A 22,522-nucleotide genomic window follows, 5' to 3' on the forward strand; every position below is an offset into this window, starting at 1 on the left:
GCCTGCGTAGGGGAACAAAAATGTCGACGTGGCGTGAGGAATATCAAGGTAATGCGGAAGCCGAGCGGCTGACGTTCGAGCGTCTGGCCCAGGACATGATGGATGTTCAGGTCAAGGCAAAGAAGCATGGCAAGGCGCCGGCAATCCAGCGTGCGTTTCACAGCAAGGCCGTCTTTTCCGCCATTGACGCGAAACTGACGTTCGTTGACGACCTTCCCGAGGAATTTCGCGCGGGATTTGCGCAGCCCGGCGCGTCATACACGACGATCGTCCGCTTTTCGAACGCCAACGGCTATGGCCAGCCTGATTACAAGCCCGATATGCGTGGCGTTGCCTTGCGCGTGAAGGTGTCGGACGACGAATTTCACGACCTGCTTGCCACCAATTTTCCCGTCTCGCACGCGCGCAATGCCGAGCAGTTCGTGGCGTTCGCCAAAGCAACGTCAGGCGGCATTTTCAGTAAACTCGCGGGCCTTGTCCAACTCGTGGTGAAATTTGGGCCGTCAGAGGTCATCCGCATGCTCCGCAATGTCACGACCGCACGCAAACGCAAGGTTTCGAGCGTCGCGCTTGAGTCCTATTGGAGCCGCGGTGCCATCCGTTGGGGTGACACGCTTGCCGTGCGCTTCATCCTGCGCCCCGCTGCCGACGCTCCGTCCGCTCCCGAACCTTCCGACAAGGATCCCGGCTACCTTTCAAACGAGTTCGCGCGCCGTCTCGATCGTGACGACGTCCGATTCGAACTCTGCCTGCAACCCTACGTCGACGTGGCGTCCACGCCGATCGAGGATACGGCGGTCGAATGGCTGGAATCGGTATCGCGGCCCATCAAGGTGGCCGACCTCACCATTTCGAAGCCCAATTCGGGCATCGCCGAAGCGTTCACCAATGCGAGAGTCATCGACGAGCTTTCCTTCAATCCGTGGAACACGACCGATGAATTCCGGCCCTTGGGCAACCTCAACCGTGCCCGCAAATCGGTCTACGATGCGAGTTCGGCGCATCGGCATGTCTATCGCTGGCGAACGGAAACGCCGCTCCGCAACCGCGTGCTCGGTGCGATTGCACGACAGGGCTTTCTGGTCATCAATCGCTACATCGAGTGGCATAAATTATCGCTGCGCCTGAGCCTGCTCAACCTTGACGCGTTCCGCTATGTGCTGCGCGAGAAGAACCTGATCGACACGGAAGTCTATGAAGCACCGCCGACAGCCCGTCCGGTCCCGCCGTCTAGCGTCGACGAGGCAGTTCGCCAGGCGCGGACTTACGATGGAACGTTCAATGATCTGTCCCAGCCAAAAATGGGATCGATCGGCTCGGCCTTCGGGCGTAATCTGAAGCCGGTGTTTGAGCCGGATCAGTTCGACAATCCAAATCCAGTCGAGGTGGCTCGGGAGCTGCTGCACCGTGATACGTTCATTCCCGCGCGCTCGCTGAACATTCTGGCGGCCGCATGGATCCAGTTCCAGGTGCACGACTGGGTCAATCATGCGCGCAACCCGCTCGGCAAGGACGATGTCATCGTGCCATTGCCGAAGGGAATGACCTGGCAAAGCAGCGTCGGCGGTCCGCACGAAGACGTCATGCGCATCGCCAGCAACGTGGCCGGGCGCGATCCGGTCGACGGTCAGCCGCCCATCTATTTCGGCAATGCTGCCTCTCAGTGGTGGGACGGTTCGGAGGTCTATGGCCCGGACAGCAAGTCCGCCAATCTGTTGCGCGAGGGCCCGAAGCTGCGATTGGTAGACGGGCATCTACCGGTCGACATGCGCGGCATGGAGGTTACCGGCTTTAACGAGAGTTGGTGGCTCGGTCTCAGCGCCCTGCACACGCTGTTTGCGCGCGAACACAATCTCCTCTGCGACGAGCTTCGCTCGCGGTACCGCAATTGGGATGACGAGCGCGTCTATCATACGGCCCGCCTGATCGTCTCGGCCCTGATTGCCAAGATCCACACCGTTGAATGGACGCCGGCGATCCTCGCAACGAAAGCCATAGACGTCGGCCTATCCAGCAATTGGAACGGTCCGCCAGCCAATGACTGGCTGACCAAGCTCGGCATATGGCTGCTCGACGCGCACGCGCTGACCGGCATTCCGAAGACCCTGCCGGATCATCATGGCGCGCCCTACTGCCTGACGGAGGACTTTGTCACCGTTTACCGGCTGCACCCGCTCCTGCCTGACGATTACTGCTTCTACAACCACGCCAATGGCAGCAAGATCGCGGATAAGGGGTTCCTCGACATCCAGGCAGCGGCGGCCGACGATGCGATGCGGGCGTTCGGCCTGCGCAACACGCTTTATTCGTTCGGCATCGCGCATCCTGGTGCGATAACGCTGCACAATTATCCCCGCTCGCTTCTGGCGCTCGAACGCGACAACGAGATCATCGACCTTTCGGTGGTCGACCTCGTGCGCACAAGACGGCGAGGGGTGCCGCGATACAATGATTTCCGTGCCGGCCTGCATCGGCCGCGATTGAGAAGCTTCGAAGAGTTGACGACGAATCCCGCTGACATCGAGCTCCTGAAAAAGTTCTATGGAAGTATCGACCGCGTCGATACGGTCGTCGGTCTCTTTGCCGAACCCGCGCCCACCGGCTTCGGTTTCAGCGATACGGCTTTTCGTATCTTCATACTCATGGCATCACGCCGGCTGCAGAGCGACCGCTTCCTGACCGTCGATTTCAGGCCGGAGGTCTATTCGTCATTCGGCATCGACTGGATCGCCAACAACAACATGACCAGCGTCATCCTGCGGCACTGTCCAGAACTTGCCTCGGTGCTGCCGCGCACCGGCAGCGCCTTTGCGCCCTGGCGCCCGATCCTGCCGAACAGCACAATGCCGTCGATGACGGGAGCGACGCCGTGACCGAGCCGCTCCCCACCAATGCTCCCGCATCCACCGGACACCGGGGGCTCGATGCCCTCCTGAAGCGGCCGCTTTTAGAGACGATCTGGCGCCGGCGTACGCATCGGGTCAGCCAGGGAAGTACGGTGCTGGCGGGTACGATGAGCTACGAGTCGGACAAGCCGCGCGAGCCGCTCTCCGAACTCGAGGAAGCCGTCCTCATCGCCATGACCGGCTGTACCGGCCTAACCATGCCGGACCGGCCCTTCGAGGATCCTGCAACGCGCAAGCCGATCATGGCCAAGCCCAATCTCAACATGGCGGGACGAACGGCGGGAAGCCCGGACAATGCGCAAGGAACGCACTTCTTCCTCATCAACGATTCCGGAACCTATTTCCTGCGCAAGCTGCCGCCGCCAGCAGATGGCAACAAGGCATTCAGCACCGAGCTTCTGTTGGAGCGCGCCAATCAGGCTAAAGTCAAAATACTCGATCACCGCCTTGATGTGCCGAACGGCAAGAGGGATTTCCCGGCCTATCTCGATTCCAACCGCTTCCTTTCGAACCTTCCCGGAACGACGGTGCTGCTCCCGGTGGTCGACCTGTCACGGCAATACATCAACGGGATGATGTACATCCTGACGCAGCCTGATGGAGCTCGCCCGGCTATTGTCGATGACCGCAACTTCTATCGGTCGGCGGGCGTGAAGAAATGGGTCGAGAAGGGCTTTCTCAACAAGGACCTGAAGGTGCCGCTCGGCGCAATTGGTTCGCTGCGCACGCAGATCGAAGCTGACCTTCTGTTGCAGAATCTCTTTCTCGTCGCCGATGCGATGGGGCTCGGCGCCTGGATACACGCCTCGATCAGTCCGCCCGTCTTGGTGGGAGACCCGAAGTTCACCAAGGACTACGGGCCCATGCTCGGACTCGATGTGGAGACGCCGAAGTGGCGCATCATGGATCTTCTGCGCTGGCATGTGCCGCTGCCGCGCTACTCCAACCTCAGGAGCAACCCGATCGGCCTGCGTCACAAGGGCGAGCATCTGATCAAGGGCATGTCGCCGCCCTACTACGACTCCATGGCAAGCGCCGTTCAGGAGGTCGTTCGCGAAAAGTTCGCCGACAAGGGCGGTTTCTACACAGACAAGGCCCTTTTCGCGCAGATTTACAAAGGCGACTACGGCAATCGGTACCTTTCCGAAGCTGCTGTCTACAGTTCGGATGTGATCGAGTGCGTCAAGGATATCTGCACCTATATCTATGATACCCATGGCAGGTTCCCGGCTCACTGCGATGCGATCCATGTTCCCGGCGTCTGGCTGCAGGTGCATCACGTCGATATCGACTACTATGAACGGTTCTTCCAGAACGGGCTGACCGAAGCACACCACAATCACCATAGGGATTGGCCATAGGGCGGCCTTTCTACCAGCGGTTGCCGATAGATCTGGCAAATGCATGCCGATCAGGTTATGTTTTGCTTGTGCAGGTTTAGGTCCCTTGGCCCCGCCTTTGCACGGTGCCCCCGGTACCTTTCCCGCTCGAAACGAGATTGGGAGAATTGTTCATGGCACAATTTCACGTGATAGCAGGTGCGAATGAAACGAACGTCTATCCGGAGGTTCGTCGAATTGGTGTGGCCGATGTTTTTGCCGCGCTGCGCGAGGGGCTCGATGATTTCTGGGACAAGCCCTCGCACTATGTCTTTCTCTGCCTGATATATCCGATAGCCGGTCTGGTCCTGATACGCTGGACATCCGGAGCCAACATGCTGCCGCTGCTCTTCCCGCTGATGTCGGGCTTTGCACTGGTCGGGCCGTTCGCGGCGCTTGGCCTTTATGAGATCAGCAGGCGCAGGGAACTCAATCTCGACACGTCCTGGAGCCATGCCTTCGAGGTACGCCACTCGCCGGCAATCCCATCCATCATCGCGGTCGGCGTCATGCTTCTCGTTCTGTTCGTCGCCTGGATTCTGGTGGCCCAGACGCTTTATACGAACCTCTTCGGTGACCAGGTCCCCGCATCGATCGGCACATTCATGAGCCAGGTGTTCGAGACCCCGGAGGGCCTGCGGATGATCCTGCTCGGCAACGCTATCGGCTTCGTTTTCGCCGTCGTCGTACTATGCACCACAGTGATCGCTTTTCCGTTGCTCCTCGATCGCGATGTCGGCGCCTTTGCGGCCGTCGCCACCTCCGTGAAGGCAACGCTTGCCAATCCCGTACCGATCGCGCTCTGGGGCTTGATCGTTGCAGCGCTCCTTCTCGTGGGCTTCCTGACTTTGTTCGTCGGCTTGGCCGTGTTCATCCCGGTGCTCGGCCACGCGACCTGGCATCTCTACAAGAAGATTGTCGTGCCTGCGCCGACTGCAGCGTAACGACGATCAATTCATTGGGCACAATGGAAACGGCGCCAGATGGCGCCGTTTCCAGTTGAGCGACGCGCGAGAGACTAGATCACGGGCCGGCGCCGAAGAAGTTGACCCGTGTCAGCAGCGTATAGTGCGACTCCGAGACCATCATCGCGACGAAGACCAGGACCAGGACGGGCGGTACGATGATGGCGTAGATGAGCGCCAGTCTCTCCCAGGCCATGTGCATGAAGACAGCAACGATAAGCCCGGCCTTCAGCACCATGAAGATGAGGATCAGGCCCCACCGCAAATATCCGTGCAGGCCGAAATAATCGACGAGATAGGAACAGACGCTGAGGACGAAGAGCAGCCCCCAGACAAGCAGATAGAGCTTGATCGGATGTTCCTGATGTTCGGCATGTGCTGCAGTCTGTGCCATGTGACCCACCTCACCACAGATAGAAGAAAGCAAAAATGAAGACCCAGACGAGATCGACGAAGTGCCAATAGAGGCCCGTTATCTCGACAATCTCATAGCGCCCCTTGCGGCTCGTAAAGAAGCCGCGCTTTTCCTGATCGAAATCCCCGCGCCAAACCTTGCGGGCGATGATGATGAGGAAGATGACGCCGATCGTCACGTGCGTGCCGTGGAAACCGGTGATCATGAAGAAACTCGATCCGAACTGGGCCGCGCCAAAGGGGTTCTCCCAGGGACGGACGCCCTCATGGATCAGCTTGGTCCATTCAAAGGCCTGCATGCCGACGAAGGTCGCGCCGAAGAGCGCGGTAAGGAGCATGAGCGCGGCGGTCTTGCGGCGGTCCCGCCGGTAGCCGTACATCACCGCCATGGCCATCGTGCCGCTGCTGCTGATCAATACGAAGGTCATGATCGCAATGAGAATAAGCGGAATGTCCTGCCCGCCAATATTGAGCGCAAAGACCTCGCTGGGGTTCGGCCAGGGCACGGTGGTCGACATGCGCGCGGTCATATAGGCAAGGAGGAAACATCCGAAAACGAATGTATCGCTCAACAGGAAGATCCACATCATGGCCTTGCCCCAGGAGACATTCTTGAATGCTCGCTGGTCGGAGGCCCAGTCGGAGGCAAAGCCCTGCATTCCGGGAGCGAGCGGAGGAAGGGCAATGCCAGGCTTGGTCTTTGTGGTTTCGTGCATCGTCACACCTCTAAGTCAGCAATTGCCGGCAGATTTCGACGAAATCGTTCGCCCAGCCCGCAAGCAGGGCGAAAAGGATCAGCCATACGAACAGCATGAAATGCCAGTACATGGCGCACAGATCGACGCTTAGCCGGATCGCCTTGGCTGGCGCGCCCTTGAGTGCCTTGAAGGATGTGCGACCAAGTGCGACGAGGCCGCCGAGAATGTGCAAGCCGTGCATGCCGGTGATCAGGTAGAAGAAGCTGTTCGCCGGGTTGTCGGCGACGAGATACCCTGCCGCCGTCAGTTGACGCCAGGCCAGGATCTGACCGACAAGAAAGCCGACCGAGGTTACGAAGCTGAGGCCAAGTCCGGCCTTCACGGCTTCGAGATTGCCCCGCTGCGCCTTTGCCTTAGTCCACTGCAATGCGAGGCTGCTCGCAACGAGCAGGGCAGTATTGAACCACAACAGGCCCGGGATCGGCACGGCCCACCAGTCATTGAGGCCCATGCGCATGAAATAGGCGCTGATCAGCAATGTGAACAAAGCGCCGACGACCGCGAGGAATACGCCGAGCCCGATCTTTGCCGTTGGAATGGAAGATCCTTCCCGCTGGGGCGTGTCGCCGGCATGCCCGACTTCAAGCCAGGGTTTTGACATGAGCCGCTGTTGCGCCATCCACCAGGTGATGATGACGGCAAGCGCCGCGAGGAAGATGAGGATCGCGCTCAAGACGGTTCCCTCGATATCCGGTCGTCGTTGGGCTGGTTCTGCGGAATGAAATCTTCCGCCGCGCCCGGCACGCTGTAGTCATATGCCCAGCGATAGACGATCGGCAGGTCCTTGCCGAAATTGCCGTGCGGAGGCGGTGTCGTCGGCGTCTGCCATTCGAGCGTGGTTGCCCGCCACGGATTACCACCGGCGTCCTTGCCGTGCCGGACGCTCCAGAAGAGGTTGAACAGGAACACCATCTGGCCGGCGCCGACGATGAGCGCCACGATGGTGATGAACTCGTTCAGCGAATGTGCAGAGGGCGGCACAAAGGCGGTTTCACCCATTTCGTAGTAGCGTCGAGGCATGCCGAGCAGGCCGAGATAGTGCATCGGGAAGAAGATCAGATAGGCGCCGAGGAATGTCACCCAGAAATGGATACGCCCGAGAGTCTCGTCCATCATCCGCCCGGTAATCTTGGGATACCAATGATAGATCGCACCAAAAACAACGAGGATCGGCGCGACGCCCATCACCATGTGAAAGTGAGCAACCACGAACAACGTATCGGACAGCGGAACATCGACGACGACATTTCCGAGGAAGAGGCCGGTTAGCCCGCCATTGAGGAAGGTGACGATGAAGGCGAGGGCAAACAGCATCGGCAGCGTGAGATGGATGTCGCCGCGCCAGAGAGTCAGTACCCAATTGTAGACTTTGAGCGCAGTGGGCACGGCGATTATCAGCGTCGTCGTCGCAAAGAAGAAGCCAAAGTTGGGGTTCATGCCGCTGACATACATGTGGTGCGCCCAGACGACGAAGCTGAGTGCGCCGATGATGACGATGGCCCAGACCATCATGCGGTATCCGAAGATATTCTTGCGCGCGTGGGTGCTGATGAGATCTGAGACGATGCCGAATGCCGGCAAGGCAACGATATAGACTTCGGGATGCCCGAAGAACCAGAAAAGGTGCTGGAAGAGTATCGGGGTTCCGCCGGCGTGCTGCAACTGCTCACCCATTTCGACAATCGCCGGCATGAAGAAGCTCGTCCCAAGCAGGCGGTCGAACAGCATCATGACGGAAGCGACGAAAAGGGCAGGAAAAGCGAGAAGGGCCATGACGGTTGCGGTAAAAATGCCCCAGATCGTCAGCGGCAGGCGCATCAGCGTCATGCCGCGGGTGCGCCCCTGGAGCACTGTGACCACATAGTTAAGCCCGCCCATCGTAAAGCCGATGATGAAGAAGATGAGCGACAGAAGCATCAGGACGATGCCCCAATCGGCGCCGCCGGGGGTGCCTGAAAGAACAGCCTGCGGCGGATAGAGCGTCCAGCCGGCGCCTGTCGGTCCGCCGGGCGCAAAGAAGCTGGCAACAAGTATCAAGACGGCGAGCAGATAGAGCCAGTAGCTCAGCATGTTGGCGTAGGGAAACACCATGTCGCGAGCGCCGACCATAAGCGGTATGAGATAGTTGCCGAACCCGCCGAGAAAGAGGGCGGTCAGCAGGTAGATGACCATGATCATGCCGTGCATGGTGATGAACTGGTAATAGCGCTCGGCATCGATGAAGGTGAAAACGCCGGGAAAGCCGAGTTGCAGGCGCATGAGCCATGAAAGCACGAGCGCAACGAGGCCGATCGCCATTGCCGTCATCGAATATTGAATGGCAATAACCTTGGCATCCTGGCTGAAGACGTAGGTCGTCCACCAACTGTGCGAATGATAGAGCTCCACGTCTTCGACTTCCGCCGGCGGGATGGGGTCGTCCATGCTGGATGGAATATTGACCATCAATTGCCTCCCTCAATGCTCATCGCTTCGTCTCCCAAAAAGCGCATGCTCAGTTCACGGTCTTGGTCTCTCCCGATGCCATCAACTGCGTAAAGGTCTGCTGCTGCCCAAGCCACGTCTTGTAATCCTCGTCATTGTCGACGATGACGGTGCCGCGCATCTGCGGATGGCCGACGCCGCAAAGTTCGGCGCACAGCACTTCGAATGTTCCGGTGCGGGTCGGGGTGAACCAGAAATAGGTGACCATGCCCGGCACCATGTCCATCTTGGCCCGGAACTCCGGCACGTAGAAATCGTGCAGCACATCAATGGAGCGCAACACCATCTTTACCGGCTTATCCATCGGCAGATGCAGCTCGCCGCCCGAAATGATTATGTCATCGAGCCCGGCCGGGTCGTTCTTATTGATCCCCAGCGGATTATCGCTGGTCACATCGCGCGTCTCCGACGTGCCGAGTTTTCCGTCGGCGCCCGGCAGGCGGAAACTCCATAGCCATTGCTGCCCGACAACCTCGACTTCGGTGGCGTCGCTCGGGACGGTCACGAACTGATGCCAGACGAAGAGGCCAGGCGTAAGCATGGCCGCAACCCCGATGGCGGTTACCGTCGCGAGCCAGAATTCGAGCTTTCGGCTTTCAGGTTCGTAGTGGGCCTTCATTCCCGGCCTGTGGCGGAAACGATAGACGCAGTAGGCAACGAAAAGGACAACCGCGACGAAGACAACGCCGGTGATCCAGAATGTGACGATGATTGTATTGTCGATGTAGTGCCAGTTGGAGGCAATAGGCGTCCACCACCAGGGACTCAACAGATGAAACAGAACTGACGCAACCGCTACTAGAACCAGAATGAGTACGACAGCCATTTCTTGCCACCTCCCTGCCGACATCGGCTGTGGACATGAACATGCAATCTGTAGGCGCCCAAAGGTAGCATTGCACAAAGACGAAAAACAGGCAATGACAGCAAAATTTATACCCTAGGTTGTATTGTCCGCGACCGCGAAAGATTTTGTGCAGTGCACAACTTTATGTCCGGAAGATTTACTGAATGAATACTTATTACCCATCCGGCAGGTGGTATCCGCCGTTAACATGCAATGACAGAATTTCCCGTTTGGAGTCTGCCCGCGCAGTGAGTTGGCTAAAATATCACAACGGCCGCAGCTGCTTAGTTGCCGTACCATATGCCTTGATGCCAAGACAGGCCTCATCCGCAGCGACGAAACGCCGTTGCGCGCTATTACGGGCGTCGAACTGATCTTTACTTCGACATTTCAATTTGCCCGCGCGCGCTGTCGGAAGCCTTGCCTCGCCATAGCCATATGGCGATTGACCCTGCGCGCCCGCGTATCCGGGTCTCGAGCGGACCGCGAAGGACGCCCGACTTGAATGGATCGGCATTCTCCCCGGCGGCGCGCAAAATTTCTTCGCTCAACGCCAGTTCCGCCCCGTTGCTTGCGGCCACTTCCATCAACCGGCTCGCGACGTTCACCGTGTCGCCCGTCGCGGTGATCTGCTGCCGCGTGCCGCTCCCCAGCCGCGAAGCCACGATCGTGCCAAAATGGGCGCCGACCTTGAAGCCGATACGGGAACTGACGGCCTCAGGCAGCGCATCCAGCCACGCGCGCGTCCGGTCACAAAGGCCAACGCAGCAATGGGCGGCATTGAGCGCGTCGTCGGGACGCGACGCGGGCAATCCGAAAAGGATCATGGCGCCATCGCCCATGAAGCTCGTGATCGACCCGCTGCTGGCGGCGACTTCTTCGTCCACCAGCTGGTAGAATCCGTTGAGGAGTTCGCGCGTTGCGTTGGGTCCCAAGGTTTCGCTTAGACCGGTGAACCCTGAAAGGTCGACAAACACGACGGCGGCATCCTGGCGCACCGGCGCTGCGAGGAAATCGGGATTGCGCGCCAGCCAGTTGCCGAGTCCCGGCGCCTGCACTTGCTGCAGAAGCTTGCTCTGTTCAGCAAAATGTTGGGCCCGTCGCCTTCCGATCCACAACTGCGTTGCTCCGAAGGCGAGTGCCGGCGGGATGGCCGCAACCAGCGGCACGGCGGCGCTCAGCCAGACACCGTTGAAGAAGGCGGCGAGGTTGAGTGCGAACCAGGCAAGAACCACGCATAACGCTGCGATAAGGCCAATGGCATTGCGCCGCCAGGCGAGAAGGCTGACCAGGATGACGGGAAGGGCGGCCGCGAATCCCGCATCGACCAGCCTGACGGTGCGATCGCGGATGAGAGCGCCACCGCTCATCAAGTGGGTTATCGCTGTCGAAACAACCTCCACTCCCGGCAATACCGGATCGAAAGGAGTCGGAAAAACGTCGCCGCCGCCGGTAACGGTGGTTCCGATGACGACAATCCGGTTCTCGATGCTTTCGCGTGGTAGTTTACCAGCAAGCACGTCCGCGGCGCTGATGGTGCTGATCGACCCGCGCGTGCCATAGAAGCTCAGCGGCAGGCCCTGGCCGATATCGGTTCGGATAATTTCGTCGCCGAGCAGCAATCTGCTGGGTTCCACGGCAGGTTCGACACCTTTTGCAATTGAAACCACCCGAAGCGGAAAGGATGCCTCGATGTCGCCGCCACTCTTGAACAGCATCGGAACGAGCCGTGGAGTTCCGTTTCGATCGGTCGACACGTTAACGACGCCGGTGGCAGCCACATCGCCAAAGGCAGGTAAGGGCAACAGGAAGCGCTCAGCGTCGGGTACGCCCGATAGCGGGTCGGCGGCGTCATTCTGGGTTCGTTGCTGACCCTGCGGAAAAACGGCCGCCGCCGCAAGCACGACCGGCGCCTTGGCCAGAGACTGAACCAGCCGCTGGTCGCCCTCGGCCGGCCCCGGATCGATCAGCAACGTATCCACGCCGATGACCTTGGGCTTCAAGGCGGCAATTGCGTCGATCAACTCGGCAAGCTTTGCTCGCGCCAGGGGATAACTGCCAGTTTGGCTGACAGCCTCGTCGTCTATGGCGACGATGGTGACGACGTCAGGTGCTGGCTTCTGGCCACGGATGACTGTTCGCAGGTCGGTCATTGTCGCTTCGACCCGATCGATGAACCACATGTCGCCGCGTAGATGCGCAAGGCCAAGCCCTGCGCCCCAAATTCCTGCGACAACGAGGGCGATCAGCGTCTGGAGCGCTCTTCCGCTCATGAAATTATTGGCCGAAGCGTGCCATCAATGCCGCTACGCGGGGACGCGGCCAGCGTTTCACGGTAAGGGGGCTCGTGCTTTGATCGACATCGACACCTTCGCCGGGCCCGAGAACGACCCCGGCATTTGCGGAGGGTCGCTGCACGCCGACTTGCCCACGCTCGACGAAGACCGAAGTCTTGCCAGCGCCGACATCTACCGCCCACTTCGTGCCGCGCACCGCAGCGATCGCCTGTGGGGTTGTCACCTGAAACCCGGTGCCGGAACCCGGGGCGAAGTCCAGGAGCAGCGCCTTGCTTTGCAGCCGGACGCCGTCCACACGGTTGTCCCGGTTGCGGTCGACAAGCGAGTAGCGGGCACCCTTTTCAGCAATGATCGTCAAGCCACCCGTGCACTTGAGCATTTGGCGAGATGTGCCACCGACCTGCTGCAGCGAGCAGCCTGACTTGCCGACCTGCGCCGATGCCATGCTCGCCGAAAACAAGATGGCGAACAGCGACAGCGCCGCACCGCGGAAATAACGGGTCATCAGTCCCATGGAAATCTCCTTGCTTGTACCGGCGACTACGATCGTCCTTGACGATGGTACCACGCCCCTCCGTGAATATAGCCAATCCGCTGGCTATAGTCCGCCATTTTGCAACTCTTGCGTGAACCAGATATACCAGGGTTGCAAGTTCATCATTTGAACTAGTCGTCAAAAGCAGAAATCTGTCCAAACTTGTAGCTGCGTTTCTTGAGGGACGCGATGAGCGACTGCAGGTTGGCTGTTCCGTTGAAGCTGTCCTGAAACATTTCGTCATGCATGAGCAGGATCAGCTTGTTCGGTCTTGCCAGCTTACCGTAGGCAAAAAGATGCTCGATCTCGCTGACGAGGTGATCGACACTCTGCACCGGCTTGCCGCTGTCGTCGTGTACCCATTCGTGATCCCAGCCGTAAAGATAGTAGCCGGAGGCAGCCACGAATTCGAAGCCGGGCTCCTCGCGGTGATCCTCCGGTTTGCCGATCGCCATGTCGTCGGATGACATGTCGGGCAGGCGGAAGACGTTTCGCCCGGGCAGGCGTGCATAAATCGGTGGACCCTTCAATCCGAGAACCTTGTTCGCCCTGGCGAGGTCGGCAAGGAGCCCTTCGACCGAAGCATAGAAATATTTGTAATGGTTATAGGCATGGCTGTAACTGTGATTGCCGATCGTCACGAAGGGCAGCGACTTCGCTTTTGCCACGAGCGCCTGCCGTTCCTTGCTCGCCTCGGCATGCAAACCGACCATGAACAAGGTTGCCGGCACTTGCTCGGCGTCCAGGACATTGAGGATGTTCGACGTTCCATTGAGCGGGCCATCGTCGAATGTCAGGTAGATCGTTTTGTCGGCGGCTATTGCCGGCGCGGGTCCGAGCAAGACGGCAAAGAGCAGAGCGCGATAAAACGGTGAATTCACGAATGACCCCTACGACAATCAGACTGCAACCTATTGCTCGCGAGCAATGAGTCAACCATCGGGCGAAGCATTTTCCGGTCTGTTTGCGCTATCTGTGGATGCTGCCCATATCCGGATAAAGCTTGTCGAAGAAAGGCAGGCACTGCGCGCCCTTGCGGTTGAGAAAATCCTGGAACGCCTTCATCGCCGGCGACAGGGTGCGGTCGGTGCGCACCACGGAGAACCATTGCCGGCGGATGGGCATGCCGACCACGTCGAGCATGACCAGTTTGCCGACTTCGAGTTCGAGGGCGATCGTGTGGGCAGAGATGAAAGCGACGCCGAGCCCCGCCATGACCGCCTGCTTGATCGTTTCGTTCGACGACATTTCGGTTCCAAGATCATCGAGCCTGCCGGGCAGCTCGCTCAGAAAGATCTCGAGAGAGATGCGTGTTCCTGATCCGGGTTCGCGTACGAGGAAGTGCTCCTGGGCTATGCGTTCCTTGGTTATGTCGCGGCGTTTGGCCAAGGGATGGTCCGGAGCGGCGATGACGACAAGAGGGTGATCGCCGAACACGGCCGAGCGTAGCGGGATGTCCTTGGGTGGCCGCCCCATCAGGGCGATGTCGACCTCATGGCTCTTGAGGCTGGCAATGGTTTCGGCCCGGTTGCCGATAAGAAGTTTGATGGCAATATCCGGATGTTCGTTCCTGAAGGTCGCCATCAGGCGCGGCGCAAAGTATTTCGCGGTCGAGACGACCCCTAGGTTGAGGCTGCCGACCCGCACGCCCTTGATTGCGTCAATCTCGTCATCAAGGACACGCAGCCTCTCTTCGATCATCTGGGCGGCATCCAGAAATGCGAGGCCAGCGGCAGTAGGGCGAAGCCCTTCATTGGTCCGGTCAAACAGCGACACCTTCGCCTCCTCCTCGACGAGCTTCAACTGTATTGTGACCGCAGGCGGGGTCAGGCGAAGCGCGTTTGCAGCAGCAGCGATGGTTCCGTGCTTCATGATGGCCTGGATTGCACGCAATTGCTTGAGGGTAAGATTTCGCATCCAACGAAGTTAAAATAATTTAGTGATCCGGTAAATATATTAAATTTTACTTACGGATATGAAGCTGTTTCCATGAACCCGAAGCTTGACACGGGAGAGACGTCAGGCACGGGAGGAATACGATGACCACGGCGACACTAGACGCCTTTCTTGGGTCCTATTGCGAAAAGGGCGACGAGATCCGCATCGCGGTTTCCGCCGTCGTTCGCCACCTTTCTCTCACCGCCGTCAAGGTGCGCAACACCATCAATCAGGGTGCTCTGGGAAAGGCCTTCGCGAGCAACCAGGGCAACAGGAATGCAGGTGGCGACACACAGAAGGAACTCGATATCCTTGCCGATGACATGTTCATCGAAGCGATGCGGCAGGCGCCGGTGGCGGTCTACGGTTCGGAGGAACTTGAGCATCCAGCCATCCTCAACCCTTCAGCTCCACTGGCGCTGGCCATCGACCCGCTCGACGGTTCGTCGAACATCGACACCAATGTCTCGATAGGGACGATCTTCTCCATCCTCCCGGTGGCTGGTGAACCGGACAGCGAGCCTGATGCTTCCTTTTTGCAAAAAGGGGAGGCTCAGCTCGCTGCCGGCTTTTTTATCTATGGACCGCAGCTCGCCTTGGTTCTGACCCTTGGCAGCGGCACCCACATCTTCGTGTTTTCCTCGAGGCTCGGCACCTTTGTCCAGGCCTATGAGAGCATCGTCATTGCCGACCGTGCGCACGAGTTTGCGGTCAACACTGCCAACTACCGCCATTGGGACGAGGCGGTACGTCTCTATGTCGACGACTGCCTCAAGGGCAATGAAGGTCCCCGGGGACGCGACTTCAACATGCGCTGGGTCGCCTCGCTTGTTGCCGAGGCCTATCGCATCCTCGTGCGCGGCGGCGTTTTTCTCTACCCCGGCGACCGGCGCAAGAGCTATGGCGAGGGACGGATCAGGCTCGTCTACGAAGCAAATCCGGTAGCTTTTCTGATCGAGCAGGCCGGCGGCGCCGCAACCGACACGCAAAACCGCATTCTCGGGCTGACGCCGCGAGGCATGCACCAGCGGGTTCCGCTGATATTCGGCTCGTCCCGGGAAGTCGCGCGCATCAGCCGGTATCACACGCAGCCAAGCAGCATCGGCGAGCGAGCACCGCTCTTCAGCAACCGTGGCCTGTTCAGGGCCTGATGGGAGACGACCATGTCAGCAAAGCATCCCATCATCTCCATCACGGGATCTTCAGGCGCCGGGACCACCTCGGTCAAGCGCATTTTCGAACTGATTTTCCGGCGCGAGGAGATCGAAGCGGCGTTCATCGAAGGCGATGCCTTCCATAAGTATGACCGTAACGCCATGAAGGAAAAGGTCGCGGAGGAAGAACAAAGGGGCAATCCCAACTTCACGCATTTTCATGCCGATGCAAATGAACTGCACAAGCTCGAGGAAGTTTTCGGAGAATATGGCCGGCGCGGCACAGGCCAGACGCGCAGCTATATTCACGACGAGGATGAGGCGAAGGTGCATGAAGCGCCCGCCGGAACCTTCACGCCATGGCGCAACTTTCCGCCGAGCGACCTGCTCTTTTACGAGGGGCTGCATGGTTGTGCCGTGACGGACGAGGTCGACCTTGCCCGCCATGCCGACCTGAAGATCGGCGTGGTCCCGGTCATCAATCTCGAATGGATCCAGAAGATCCATCGCGACCGGGCAACGCGCGGTTATTCGACCGAGGCGGTCATGGATGTGATCCTGCGCCGCATGCCGGACTATGTCCGCTATATCACACCCCAGTTCACACTTACGGACATCAATTTCCAGCGTGTTCCGATCGTCGATACGTCCAACCCGTTTATCGCGCGCTGGATACCGACTCCCGACGAATCGATGCTCGTCATTCGCTTCGCCAAGCCGCGCGGCATCGATTTCCCCTACCTGCTGTCGATGATCCACGATTCCTTCATGTCCCGGGCGAATTCCATCGTCGTTCCCGGAAACAAGCTGGATCTCGCAATGCAGCTGATTTTGACCCCGCTGATCATGCAGCTGATGGAACGCAAGAACCGAGCCTCGTGAGGAGAAGACGATGAACACCCAAGCTTTCCTTCAAGAGACCCCAACCGCCGAGATTGTCAGCGAAAGCGACATGGCCAATGCGATCCGTGCGCTCGCGATGGACAGCGTGCAGAAGGCCAATTCCGGCCATCCGGGCATGCCGATGGGGATGGCCGACGTTGCGACGGTTTTGTTCAACCGCTTCATCAAGCTTGATCCCCTGCATCCACAGTGGCCGGATCGCGACCGCTTCGTCTTGTCGGCCGGTCACGGCTCAATGCTGCAATACGCTCTGCACTATCTGATCGGCTATCCCGATATGCCGATCGAGGAATTGCAGCGGTTCCGCCAGCTCGGCGCCAAGACCGCCGGCCATCCCGAGTACGGCCATGCCCAGGGTATCGAGACGACCACGGGACCGCTCGGGCAGGGGCTTGCAACGGCGGTCGGCATGGCAATGGCCGAGCGGCTTCTGCGCCAGCGCTATGGCGAGGAAATTGTCGATCACTTCACCTATGTGATCGCCGGCGACGGCTGCCTTCAGGAAGGGATCAGCCATGAAGCGATCGATCTTGCCGGACACCTGAAACTGGCGCGACTTGTGGTGCTTTGGGACAATAACTCCATCTCGATTGATGGCCTGACATCGCTCTCGACGTCGATGGATCAACTTGCGCGGTTCAAGGCGGCCGGCTTCGAGGTTGAAGAGATCGACGGGCACGATTTCGAGGCGATTGCCGCCGCCATTACGCGGGCGCGTTTATCCGACCGGCCATCGCTGATCTCATGCCGGACGATTATCGGCAAGGGTGCACCAAAGCTCCAGGGAACAGAGAAAACCCACGGCGCACCACTTGGCGAGGCCGAGATCGCCGCCACCCGGCTCGCCATCGACTGGCCTCATCAACCTTTCGACGTTCCGGAAGCAATCGTCGAGACATGGCGCAACGTCGCCCGCCGTGGTGCAGACGAACGCCGTGAGTGGTGCGTGCGGCTTTCCGCGTCGCTCCAGGCGGAAGCGTTCAAGCAGGAGGTTCAGAAGGAGCTTCCTGCGGAGCTGTTTGACGCGCTGAATGCGTTTCGCCGGGAGCACGTGGAAAAAGCAACCAAGGTTGCAACGCGCAAGGCCTCGGAGATGGTGCTCGGCGTCATCAATGGCGCAACGCAAATCACGATTGGCGGGTCAGCCGACCTTACCCATTCGAACCTGACGATTACCCCAGGGCTTCGCGACATTACGCCTGACGATTTTACCGGCCGCTACATTCACTACGGCATTCGCGAACATGCGATGGCCGCCGCTATGAACGGCATCGCGCTGCATGGCGGCTTCATTCCCTATGGCGGCACGTTCCTGGCTTTTGCCGACTATGCGCGCGGCGCCATTCGGCTGTCGGCGCTAATGGGTCAGCAGGTCATCTACGTCATGACGCATGACTCGATCGGCCTTGGCGAGGATGGTCCGACCCACCAACCGATCGAACATCTTGCGATGTTGCGCGCAACGCCCGGCATCAACGTGTTCCGCCCTGCCGACATCATCGAGACGGCGGAATGCTGGGAACTTGCCCTGCGCTATACGGACCGGCCGAGCATCATCGTTTTGTCGCGGCAGAACCTGCCCATGCTGCGCCAAGCGCATGTTGAGGAAAATCGTTCGGCCCGCGGCGCCTACGTCCTTCGCGAGCCTGCGGAGCCCCGCGCGGTCACCCTTCTTGCAACAGGCTCGGAAGTCGAGATCGCCTGCACGGCCGCCGATATCCTGCGCGGGCAGCACAAGATCGCGGCAGCGGTGGTTTCGATGCCGTCCTGGGAGCTGTTCGAAGCCCAGACGCCCGCCTATCGCCGGTCGGTTCTCGCTGCTGCGCCGCGCGTTGGAATCGAGGCGGCGGCCCGGCTCGGGTGGGATCGCTGGATCGGCGAGAAAGGGGCCTTCATCGGCATGCAGGGCTTCGGCGCGAGTGCGCCCGCCTCCGATCTTTACCGTCATTTTGGCATCACGCCGGAAAACATCGTCGCGACCGCGCGCAAACTCGTTAACAAGGAATAGCGATCATGGCTCGAATTACCCTGCGGCAATTGCTCGACCATGCGGCCGAGCATGGCTACGGCGTTCCCGCCTTCAACATCAACAATATGGAACAGGGGCTTGCCGTCATGGAAGCCGCTGGGGCATGCGACGCGCCGGTCATCCTGCAGGCCTCGCGGGGGGCCCGCTCCTACGCGAAAGATCTGATGCTGGCGAGCATGATCGATGCGCTGGTCGATATCTATCCTTCCATTCCCGTCTGCATGCACCAAGACCACGGCAACGACGAAGCCACCTGCCTGACGGCGATCCGGCATGGCTTCACCTCGGTCATGATGGACGGATCGCTCGAAGCTGATGCTGCAACGCCTGCCTCCTATGCGTACAATGTCGAGATCACCCGCCGCGTTGCGACGATTGCACATTGGGTCGGGGTCTCGGTTGAAGGCGAACTCGGCGTGCTCGGATCGCTGGAGAGCGGCGCGTCGGAGGCCGAGGATGGACACGGCGCGAGTGGTGTACTCAGCCATGAGCAACTGCTGACCGACCCGGATCAGGCGGTTGATTTCGTCTTGCGCACTAAGGTGGACGCACTGGCGATTGCCTGCGGTACGTCGCACGGCGCCTACAAGTTCACCCGCGCGCCGGATGGCGACATACTTGCGATGGGTGTGATCGAGGAAATCCATCGCAAGCTGCCCAATACCCACCTTGTCATGCACGGCTCGTCCTCCGTTCCTCAAGCGCTGCAGGACGTAATTAACCGGTTCGGCGGAGAGATGCCGCAAACCTATGGCGTACCGGTCGAAGAGATCGAGCGCGGCATTCGTCACGGCGTTCGTAAGGTGAATATCGATACGGACTGCCGCATGGCAATGAGTGGCCAGTTCCGCCGCATCGCTGTCGAGCATCCCGGGGAATTCGATCCGCGAAAATTCCTGAAACCGGCCATGGATGCGATGCGCGACCTTTGCCGCGATCGGCTCGAACGTTTCGGAACCGCGGGCCAGGCATCGAAAATCAAGGTCATCGGCCTCGACGACATGGCCAAACGCTACGCCGCGGGCAAACTCGACCCGCAGATCGCCGCAGCCAAGGCTGCCTGACAGGACCCAATCAACGGAAAGGACCCTACAAATGCTGAACAAGTCAGAGACGGTTACGGGAAAGGAGCGCTATAGATCCGGCGTGATGGAATACAAGAAGATGGGCTACTGGGAGCCGGACTACGAGCCCAAGGATACGGACATTATCGCCATGTTCCGCATCACGCCCCAGGACGGGGTCGATCCAATCGAAGCCGCGGCTGCGGTTGCTGGCGAATCCTCGACCGCCACCTGGACGGTCGTCTGGACCGATCGGCTGACGGCGACAGAAAAGTACCGGGCGAAGGCCTATCGCGTCGATCCGGTTCCAAACGGCGAAGGGCAGTATTTTGCCTATATCGCCTATGACCTCGATCTCTTCGAACCGGGTTCGATCGCCAACCTGACGGCATCTATCATCGGCAATGTATTCGGCTTCAAGCCGCTGAAGGCGCTGCGTCTTGAGGATATGCGCCTGCCCGTCGCCTATGTGAAGACTTTCCAGGGTCCGGCAACCGGCATCGTTGTCGAACGCGAACGCCTCGACAAGTTTGGCCGCCCTTTGCTCGGAGCGACGGTAAAACCGAAGCTCGGCCTTTCGGGTCGCAACTACGGCCGCGTCGTCTACGAAGCACTGAAGGGTGGGCTGGACTTCACCAAGGATGACGAGAACATCAATTCGCAGCCCTTCATGCACTGGCGCGAACGCTTCCTCTACTGCATGGAGGCGGTCAACAAGGCGCAAGCGGCCACCGGCGAAATCAAGGGTACGTACCTCAACGTGACGGCCGCCACCATGGAGGACATGTATGAGCGCGCCGAGTTTGCCAAGGAACTCGGCTCCAACATCGTGATGATCGACCTCGTGATCGGCTACACCGCCATCCAGTCGATGTCGAAATGGGCCCGCCGCAACGACATGATCCTGCACCTGCATCGTGCCGGCCATTCGACCTATACCCGGCAGAAGTCGCACGGCGTCTCGTTCCGCGTCATTGCGAAGTGGATGCGGCTGGCGGGTGTCGACCACATCCATGCGGGAACTGTGGTCGGCAAGCTCGAGGGCGACCCGGCGACGACACGCGGCTATTACGATATCTGCCGCGAGGACTTCAACCCGATGCGGCTTGAGAACGGCGTGTTCTTCGATCAGCATTGGGCATCGCTGAACAAGATGATGCCGGTTGCGTCCGGCGGCATCCATGCCGGACAGATGCACCAACTGCTCGATCTTCTCGGGGAAGATGTCGTCCTCCAGTTCGGTGGCGGCACGATCGGCCATCCGCTCGGAATCGCCGCCGGCGCGACCGCCAACCGCGTAGCGCTGGAGTGTATGATCCTTGCCCGCAACGAAGGCCGCGACATCGTCAACGAGGGTCCCGAGATTCTCCGCATGGCCGCGCGCACCTGCCAGCCGCTCCAGCAGGCGTTGGATATCTGGAAGGACGTCACTTTCAACTACACATCGACCGACTCGCCGGATTTCGTTCCGACAGCAACCGCAGCAGAATAGGAGGACAATATGCGTGTCACACAGGGAGCCTTCTCGTTCCTGCCGGATCTGACCGACGAACAGATCGCAAAACAGGCCCAGTACTGCATCGACAATGGCTGGGCGGTGAGCCTGGAATTCACCGACGATCCGCATCCGCGCAACACCTATTGGGACATGTGGGCCCACCCGATGTTCGACAATCCCGATGCGGCGGCGCTGATGATGGAGCTTAGGGAATGCCGCAAGGTCTATGGCGACCGCTATATCCGTTTCGTCGCCTTCGATAACAGCCATGGCTGGGAGTCGGTGAAGCTTTCGTTCCTGGTCAACCGGCCGGCGGAAGAGCCCGGTTTCCATCTGGCCCGGCAGGAAGCGGGAGGGCGTGTCGTGCGCTATACGACGCGCGCCTACGCGGCCGACAAACCCGCGGGGCAGCGTTATGGCTGATATGGCCGTCAAGGAACTTCAGGCAGAGGATAGCATCGCGGCGGCGCCTGCCGCCGTCGATCTGCGCGCCGAATATGTCGAATCCGGCGTCAAAGACGTGCTTGATGAGCTTGACCGCGAGTTGATCGGGTTGAAGCCGGTAAAACAGCGTATCAAGGAAACGGCAGCGCTACTCCTGGTCGAGCGCGCCCGCCGGCGCATGGGATTAGCGCATGAGACGCCGACTCTGCATATGAGCTTCAGCGGTAACCCCGGTACTGGCAAGACCACGGTCGCGCTGCGCATGGCAGATCTCCTGCATCGCCTCGGCTATATCCGCAAGGGACACCTTGTTTCGGTGACGCGTGATGATCTCGTCGGGCAGTATATCGGTCATACCGCGCCGAAGACGAAGGAAATCCTCAAGAAGGCGATGGGCGGAGTACTCTTCATCGACGAGGCTTACTATCTTCACAGGCAGGAAAACGAGCGCGACTATGGCCAGGAAGCCATCGAGATCCTGCTTCAGGTCATGGAAAACCAGCGCGACGATCTCGTGGTTATCCTCGCCGGTTATGCGGACCGCATGGACAAGTTTTTCGAAAGCAATCCGGGCTTTCGCTCGCGTATCGCCCACCACATCGATTTTCCTGACTACGGCGACGACGAATTGCTGAGTATTGCTGAAACGATGCTGTCGAAGCAGAACTACCATTTGGACGATGAAGCCCGCGCCATCATGGCAGATTACATCACGTTACGCCGGCAGCAGCCACATTTTGCCAATGCCCGTTCCATCCGCAACGCACTCGACCGGGCGCGCCTGCGACAGGCCAACCGGCTCTTTGAAAGTTCGGATGGTCCGATCGATTCGCGTGCGCTTTCAACGATCACTGCGCCCGACATCAGGGTCAGCCGCGTCTTCGCAATGTCCAGGCAGGAGGAATGA

19 protein-coding genes are annotated in these 22,522 nt (G+C 59.5%); 10 read left to right on the forward strand and 9 right to left on the reverse strand.

What is annotated here, in order from left to right; translation table 11 throughout:
* Positions 1-20 precede the first annotated feature (20 nt).
* The 3 genes from BM074_RS20145 to BM074_RS20155 all read left to right on the forward strand — a co-directional run bounded on the left by BM074_RS20145 (position 21) and on the right by BM074_RS20155 (position 5,229).
* Positions 21-2,873, forward strand: coding sequence for a peroxidase family protein (locus tag BM074_RS20145; RefSeq protein ID WP_091924653.1), 2,853 nt, complete (start codon positions 21-23; stop codon positions 2,871-2,873).
* Entirely contained in the window at positions 2,870-4,267 is a 1,398-nt protein-coding gene (locus BM074_RS20150; protein ID WP_091924656.1) for a hypothetical protein, read from the forward strand. The genes BM074_RS20145 and BM074_RS20150 overlap by 4 nt, the downstream gene beginning before the upstream one ends.
* Positions 4,268-4,419: 152 nt before the next feature.
* A complete protein-coding gene (locus tag BM074_RS20155) occupies positions 4,420-5,229 on the forward strand; it encodes a DUF2189 domain-containing protein (RefSeq protein ID WP_091924658.1) in 810 nt (269 codons plus the stop codon).
* A 79-nt stretch (positions 5,230-5,308) separates the two neighbouring features.
* Here the strand turns inward: BM074_RS20155 and BM074_RS20160 are convergent, their stop codons facing one another.
* From BM074_RS20160 to BM074_RS20200, 9 genes are all read right to left on the reverse strand, one after another.
* Positions 5,309-5,644, reverse strand: a complete 336-nt coding sequence (locus BM074_RS20160; RefSeq protein WP_027232921.1) for a cytochrome C oxidase subunit IV family protein — start codon at positions 5,642-5,644, stop codon at positions 5,309-5,311.
* Positions 5,645-5,654: 10 nt separating this feature from the next.
* A complete protein-coding gene (locus BM074_RS20165; RefSeq protein ID WP_228017047.1) occupies positions 5,655-6,323 on the reverse strand; it encodes a heme-copper oxidase subunit III family protein in 669 nt (222 codons plus the stop codon).
* A 67-nt stretch (positions 6,324-6,390) separates the two neighbouring features.
* Positions 6,391-7,095, reverse strand: coding sequence for a cytochrome c oxidase subunit 3 (locus BM074_RS20170; RefSeq protein WP_091924661.1), 705 nt, complete (start codon positions 7,093-7,095; stop codon positions 6,391-6,393).
* On the reverse strand, positions 7,092-8,867 hold the full coding sequence (ctaD, locus tag BM074_RS20175; RefSeq protein WP_162737158.1) for a cytochrome c oxidase subunit I: 1,776 nt from the start codon (positions 8,865-8,867) through the stop codon (positions 7,092-7,094). The genes BM074_RS20170 and ctaD overlap by 4 nt, the downstream gene beginning before the upstream one ends.
* A gap of 49 nt (positions 8,868-8,916) precedes the next feature.
* Positions 8,917-9,732: a cytochrome c oxidase subunit II gene (locus BM074_RS20180; protein WP_091924684.1), complete on the reverse strand. Its 816-nt coding sequence runs from the start codon at positions 9,730-9,732 to the stop codon at positions 8,917-8,919.
* 398 nt (positions 9,733-10,130) lie between these two features.
* The gene (locus tag BM074_RS20185; protein WP_091924689.1) at positions 10,131-12,026 is read right to left on the reverse strand and encodes a CHASE2 domain-containing protein; all 1,896 of its coding nucleotides are present in this window, start codon (positions 12,024-12,026) and stop codon (positions 10,131-10,133) included.
* Positions 12,027-12,030: 4 nt separating this feature from the next.
* Positions 12,031-12,495, reverse strand: a complete 465-nt coding sequence (locus BM074_RS20190) for a FecR domain-containing protein (protein WP_244533012.1) — start codon at positions 12,493-12,495, stop codon at positions 12,031-12,033.
* A gap of 221 nt (positions 12,496-12,716) precedes the next feature.
* Entirely contained in the window at positions 12,717-13,466 is a 750-nt protein-coding gene (locus BM074_RS20195) for a polysaccharide deacetylase family protein (protein WP_091924692.1), read from the reverse strand.
* Positions 13,467-13,554: 88 nt separating this feature from the next.
* Positions 13,555-14,502, reverse strand: a complete 948-nt coding sequence (locus BM074_RS20200; protein ID WP_027232913.1) for a LysR family transcriptional regulator — start codon at positions 14,500-14,502, stop codon at positions 13,555-13,557.
* Positions 14,503-14,624: 122 nt separating this feature from the next.
* Here BM074_RS20200 and BM074_RS20205 point away from each other — a divergent pair, with 122 nt between their 5' ends.
* Genes BM074_RS20205 through cbbX form a run of 7 tightly spaced genes read left to right on the forward strand, consistent with a single transcriptional unit; the run spans position 14,625 to position 22,522 of the window.
* Positions 14,625-15,674: a class 1 fructose-bisphosphatase gene (locus BM074_RS20205; protein WP_091924695.1), complete on the forward strand. Its 1,050-nt coding sequence runs from the start codon at positions 14,625-14,627 to the stop codon at positions 15,672-15,674.
* 12 nt (positions 15,675-15,686) lie between these two features.
* Positions 15,687-16,559, forward strand: a complete 873-nt coding sequence (locus BM074_RS20210) for a phosphoribulokinase (RefSeq protein ID WP_027232911.1) — start codon at positions 15,687-15,689, stop codon at positions 16,557-16,559.
* A 10-nt stretch (positions 16,560-16,569) separates the two neighbouring features.
* Positions 16,570-18,588: a transketolase gene (tkt, locus tag BM074_RS20215; RefSeq protein WP_091924698.1), complete on the forward strand. Its 2,019-nt coding sequence runs from the start codon at positions 16,570-16,572 to the stop codon at positions 18,586-18,588.
* Between the two features lie 5 nt (positions 18,589-18,593).
* The gene (gene fba, locus BM074_RS20220; RefSeq protein WP_027232909.1) at positions 18,594-19,673 is read left to right on the forward strand and encodes a class II fructose-bisphosphate aldolase; all 1,080 of its coding nucleotides are present in this window, start codon (positions 18,594-18,596) and stop codon (positions 19,671-19,673) included.
* Between the two features lie 31 nt (positions 19,674-19,704).
* A complete protein-coding gene (locus BM074_RS20225; protein WP_027232908.1) occupies positions 19,705-21,165 on the forward strand; it encodes a form I ribulose bisphosphate carboxylase large subunit in 1,461 nt (486 codons plus the stop codon).
* Between the two features lie 9 nt (positions 21,166-21,174).
* Positions 21,175-21,594 carry a ribulose bisphosphate carboxylase small subunit gene (locus tag BM074_RS20230; RefSeq protein ID WP_091924701.1) on the forward strand — a complete coding sequence of 140 codons (420 nt, stop codon included), beginning with the start codon at positions 21,175-21,177 and terminating at the stop codon, positions 21,592-21,594.
* A gap of 1 nt (position 21,595) precedes the next feature.
* Entirely contained in the window at positions 21,596-22,522 is a 927-nt protein-coding gene (gene cbbX / locus BM074_RS20235; protein ID WP_091924888.1) for a CbbX protein, read from the forward strand.

Source organism: Phyllobacterium sp. CL33Tsu, from assembly GCF_900113985.1.
Taxonomy (GTDB): Bacteria; Pseudomonadota; Alphaproteobacteria; order Rhizobiales; family Rhizobiaceae; genus Phyllobacterium; species Phyllobacterium pellucidum.

Coding starts and splice junctions, on each gene's coding strand:
- BM074_RS20145 (WP_091924653.1), top strand. CDS start 21: ATGTCGACGTGGCGTGAGGAATATCAAGGTAATGCGGAAGCCGAGCGG.
- BM074_RS20155 (WP_091924658.1), top strand. CDS start 4,420: ATGGCACAATTTCACGTGATAGCAGGTGCGAATGAAACGAACGTCTAT.
- BM074_RS20160 (WP_027232921.1), bottom strand. CDS start 5,644: ATGGCACAGACTGCAGCACATGCCGAACATCAGGAACATCCGATCAAG.
- BM074_RS20165 (WP_228017047.1), bottom strand. CDS start 6,323: ATGCAGGGCTTTGCCTCCGACTGGGCCTCCGACCAGCGAGCATTCAAG.
- ctaD (WP_162737158.1), bottom strand. CDS start 8,867: ATGGTCAATATTCCATCCAGCATGGACGACCCCATCCCGCCGGCGGAA.
- BM074_RS20180 (WP_091924684.1), bottom strand. CDS start 9,732: ATGGCTGTCGTACTCATTCTGGTTCTAGTAGCGGTTGCGTCAGTTCTG.
- BM074_RS20185 (WP_091924689.1), bottom strand. CDS start 12,026: ATGAGCGGAAGAGCGCTCCAGACGCTGATCGCCCTCGTTGTCGCAGGA.
- BM074_RS20190 (WP_244533012.1), bottom strand. CDS start 12,495: ATGGCATCGGCGCAGGTCGGCAAGTCAGGCTGCTCGCTGCAGCAGGTC.
- BM074_RS20200 (WP_027232913.1), bottom strand. CDS start 14,502: ATGCGAAATCTTACCCTCAAGCAATTGCGTGCAATCCAGGCCATCATG.
- BM074_RS20205 (WP_091924695.1), top strand. CDS start 14,625: ATGACCACGGCGACACTAGACGCCTTTCTTGGGTCCTATTGCGAAAAG.
- BM074_RS20210 (WP_027232911.1), top strand. CDS start 15,687: ATGTCAGCAAAGCATCCCATCATCTCCATCACGGGATCTTCAGGCGCC.
- tkt (WP_091924698.1), top strand. CDS start 16,570: ATGAACACCCAAGCTTTCCTTCAAGAGACCCCAACCGCCGAGATTGTC.
- fba (WP_027232909.1), top strand. CDS start 18,594: ATGGCTCGAATTACCCTGCGGCAATTGCTCGACCATGCGGCCGAGCAT.
- BM074_RS20225 (WP_027232908.1), top strand. CDS start 19,705: ATGCTGAACAAGTCAGAGACGGTTACGGGAAAGGAGCGCTATAGATCC.
- BM074_RS20230 (WP_091924701.1), top strand. CDS start 21,175: ATGCGTGTCACACAGGGAGCCTTCTCGTTCCTGCCGGATCTGACCGAC.
- cbbX (WP_091924888.1), top strand. CDS start 21,596: ATGGCCGTCAAGGAACTTCAGGCAGAGGATAGCATCGCGGCGGCGCCT.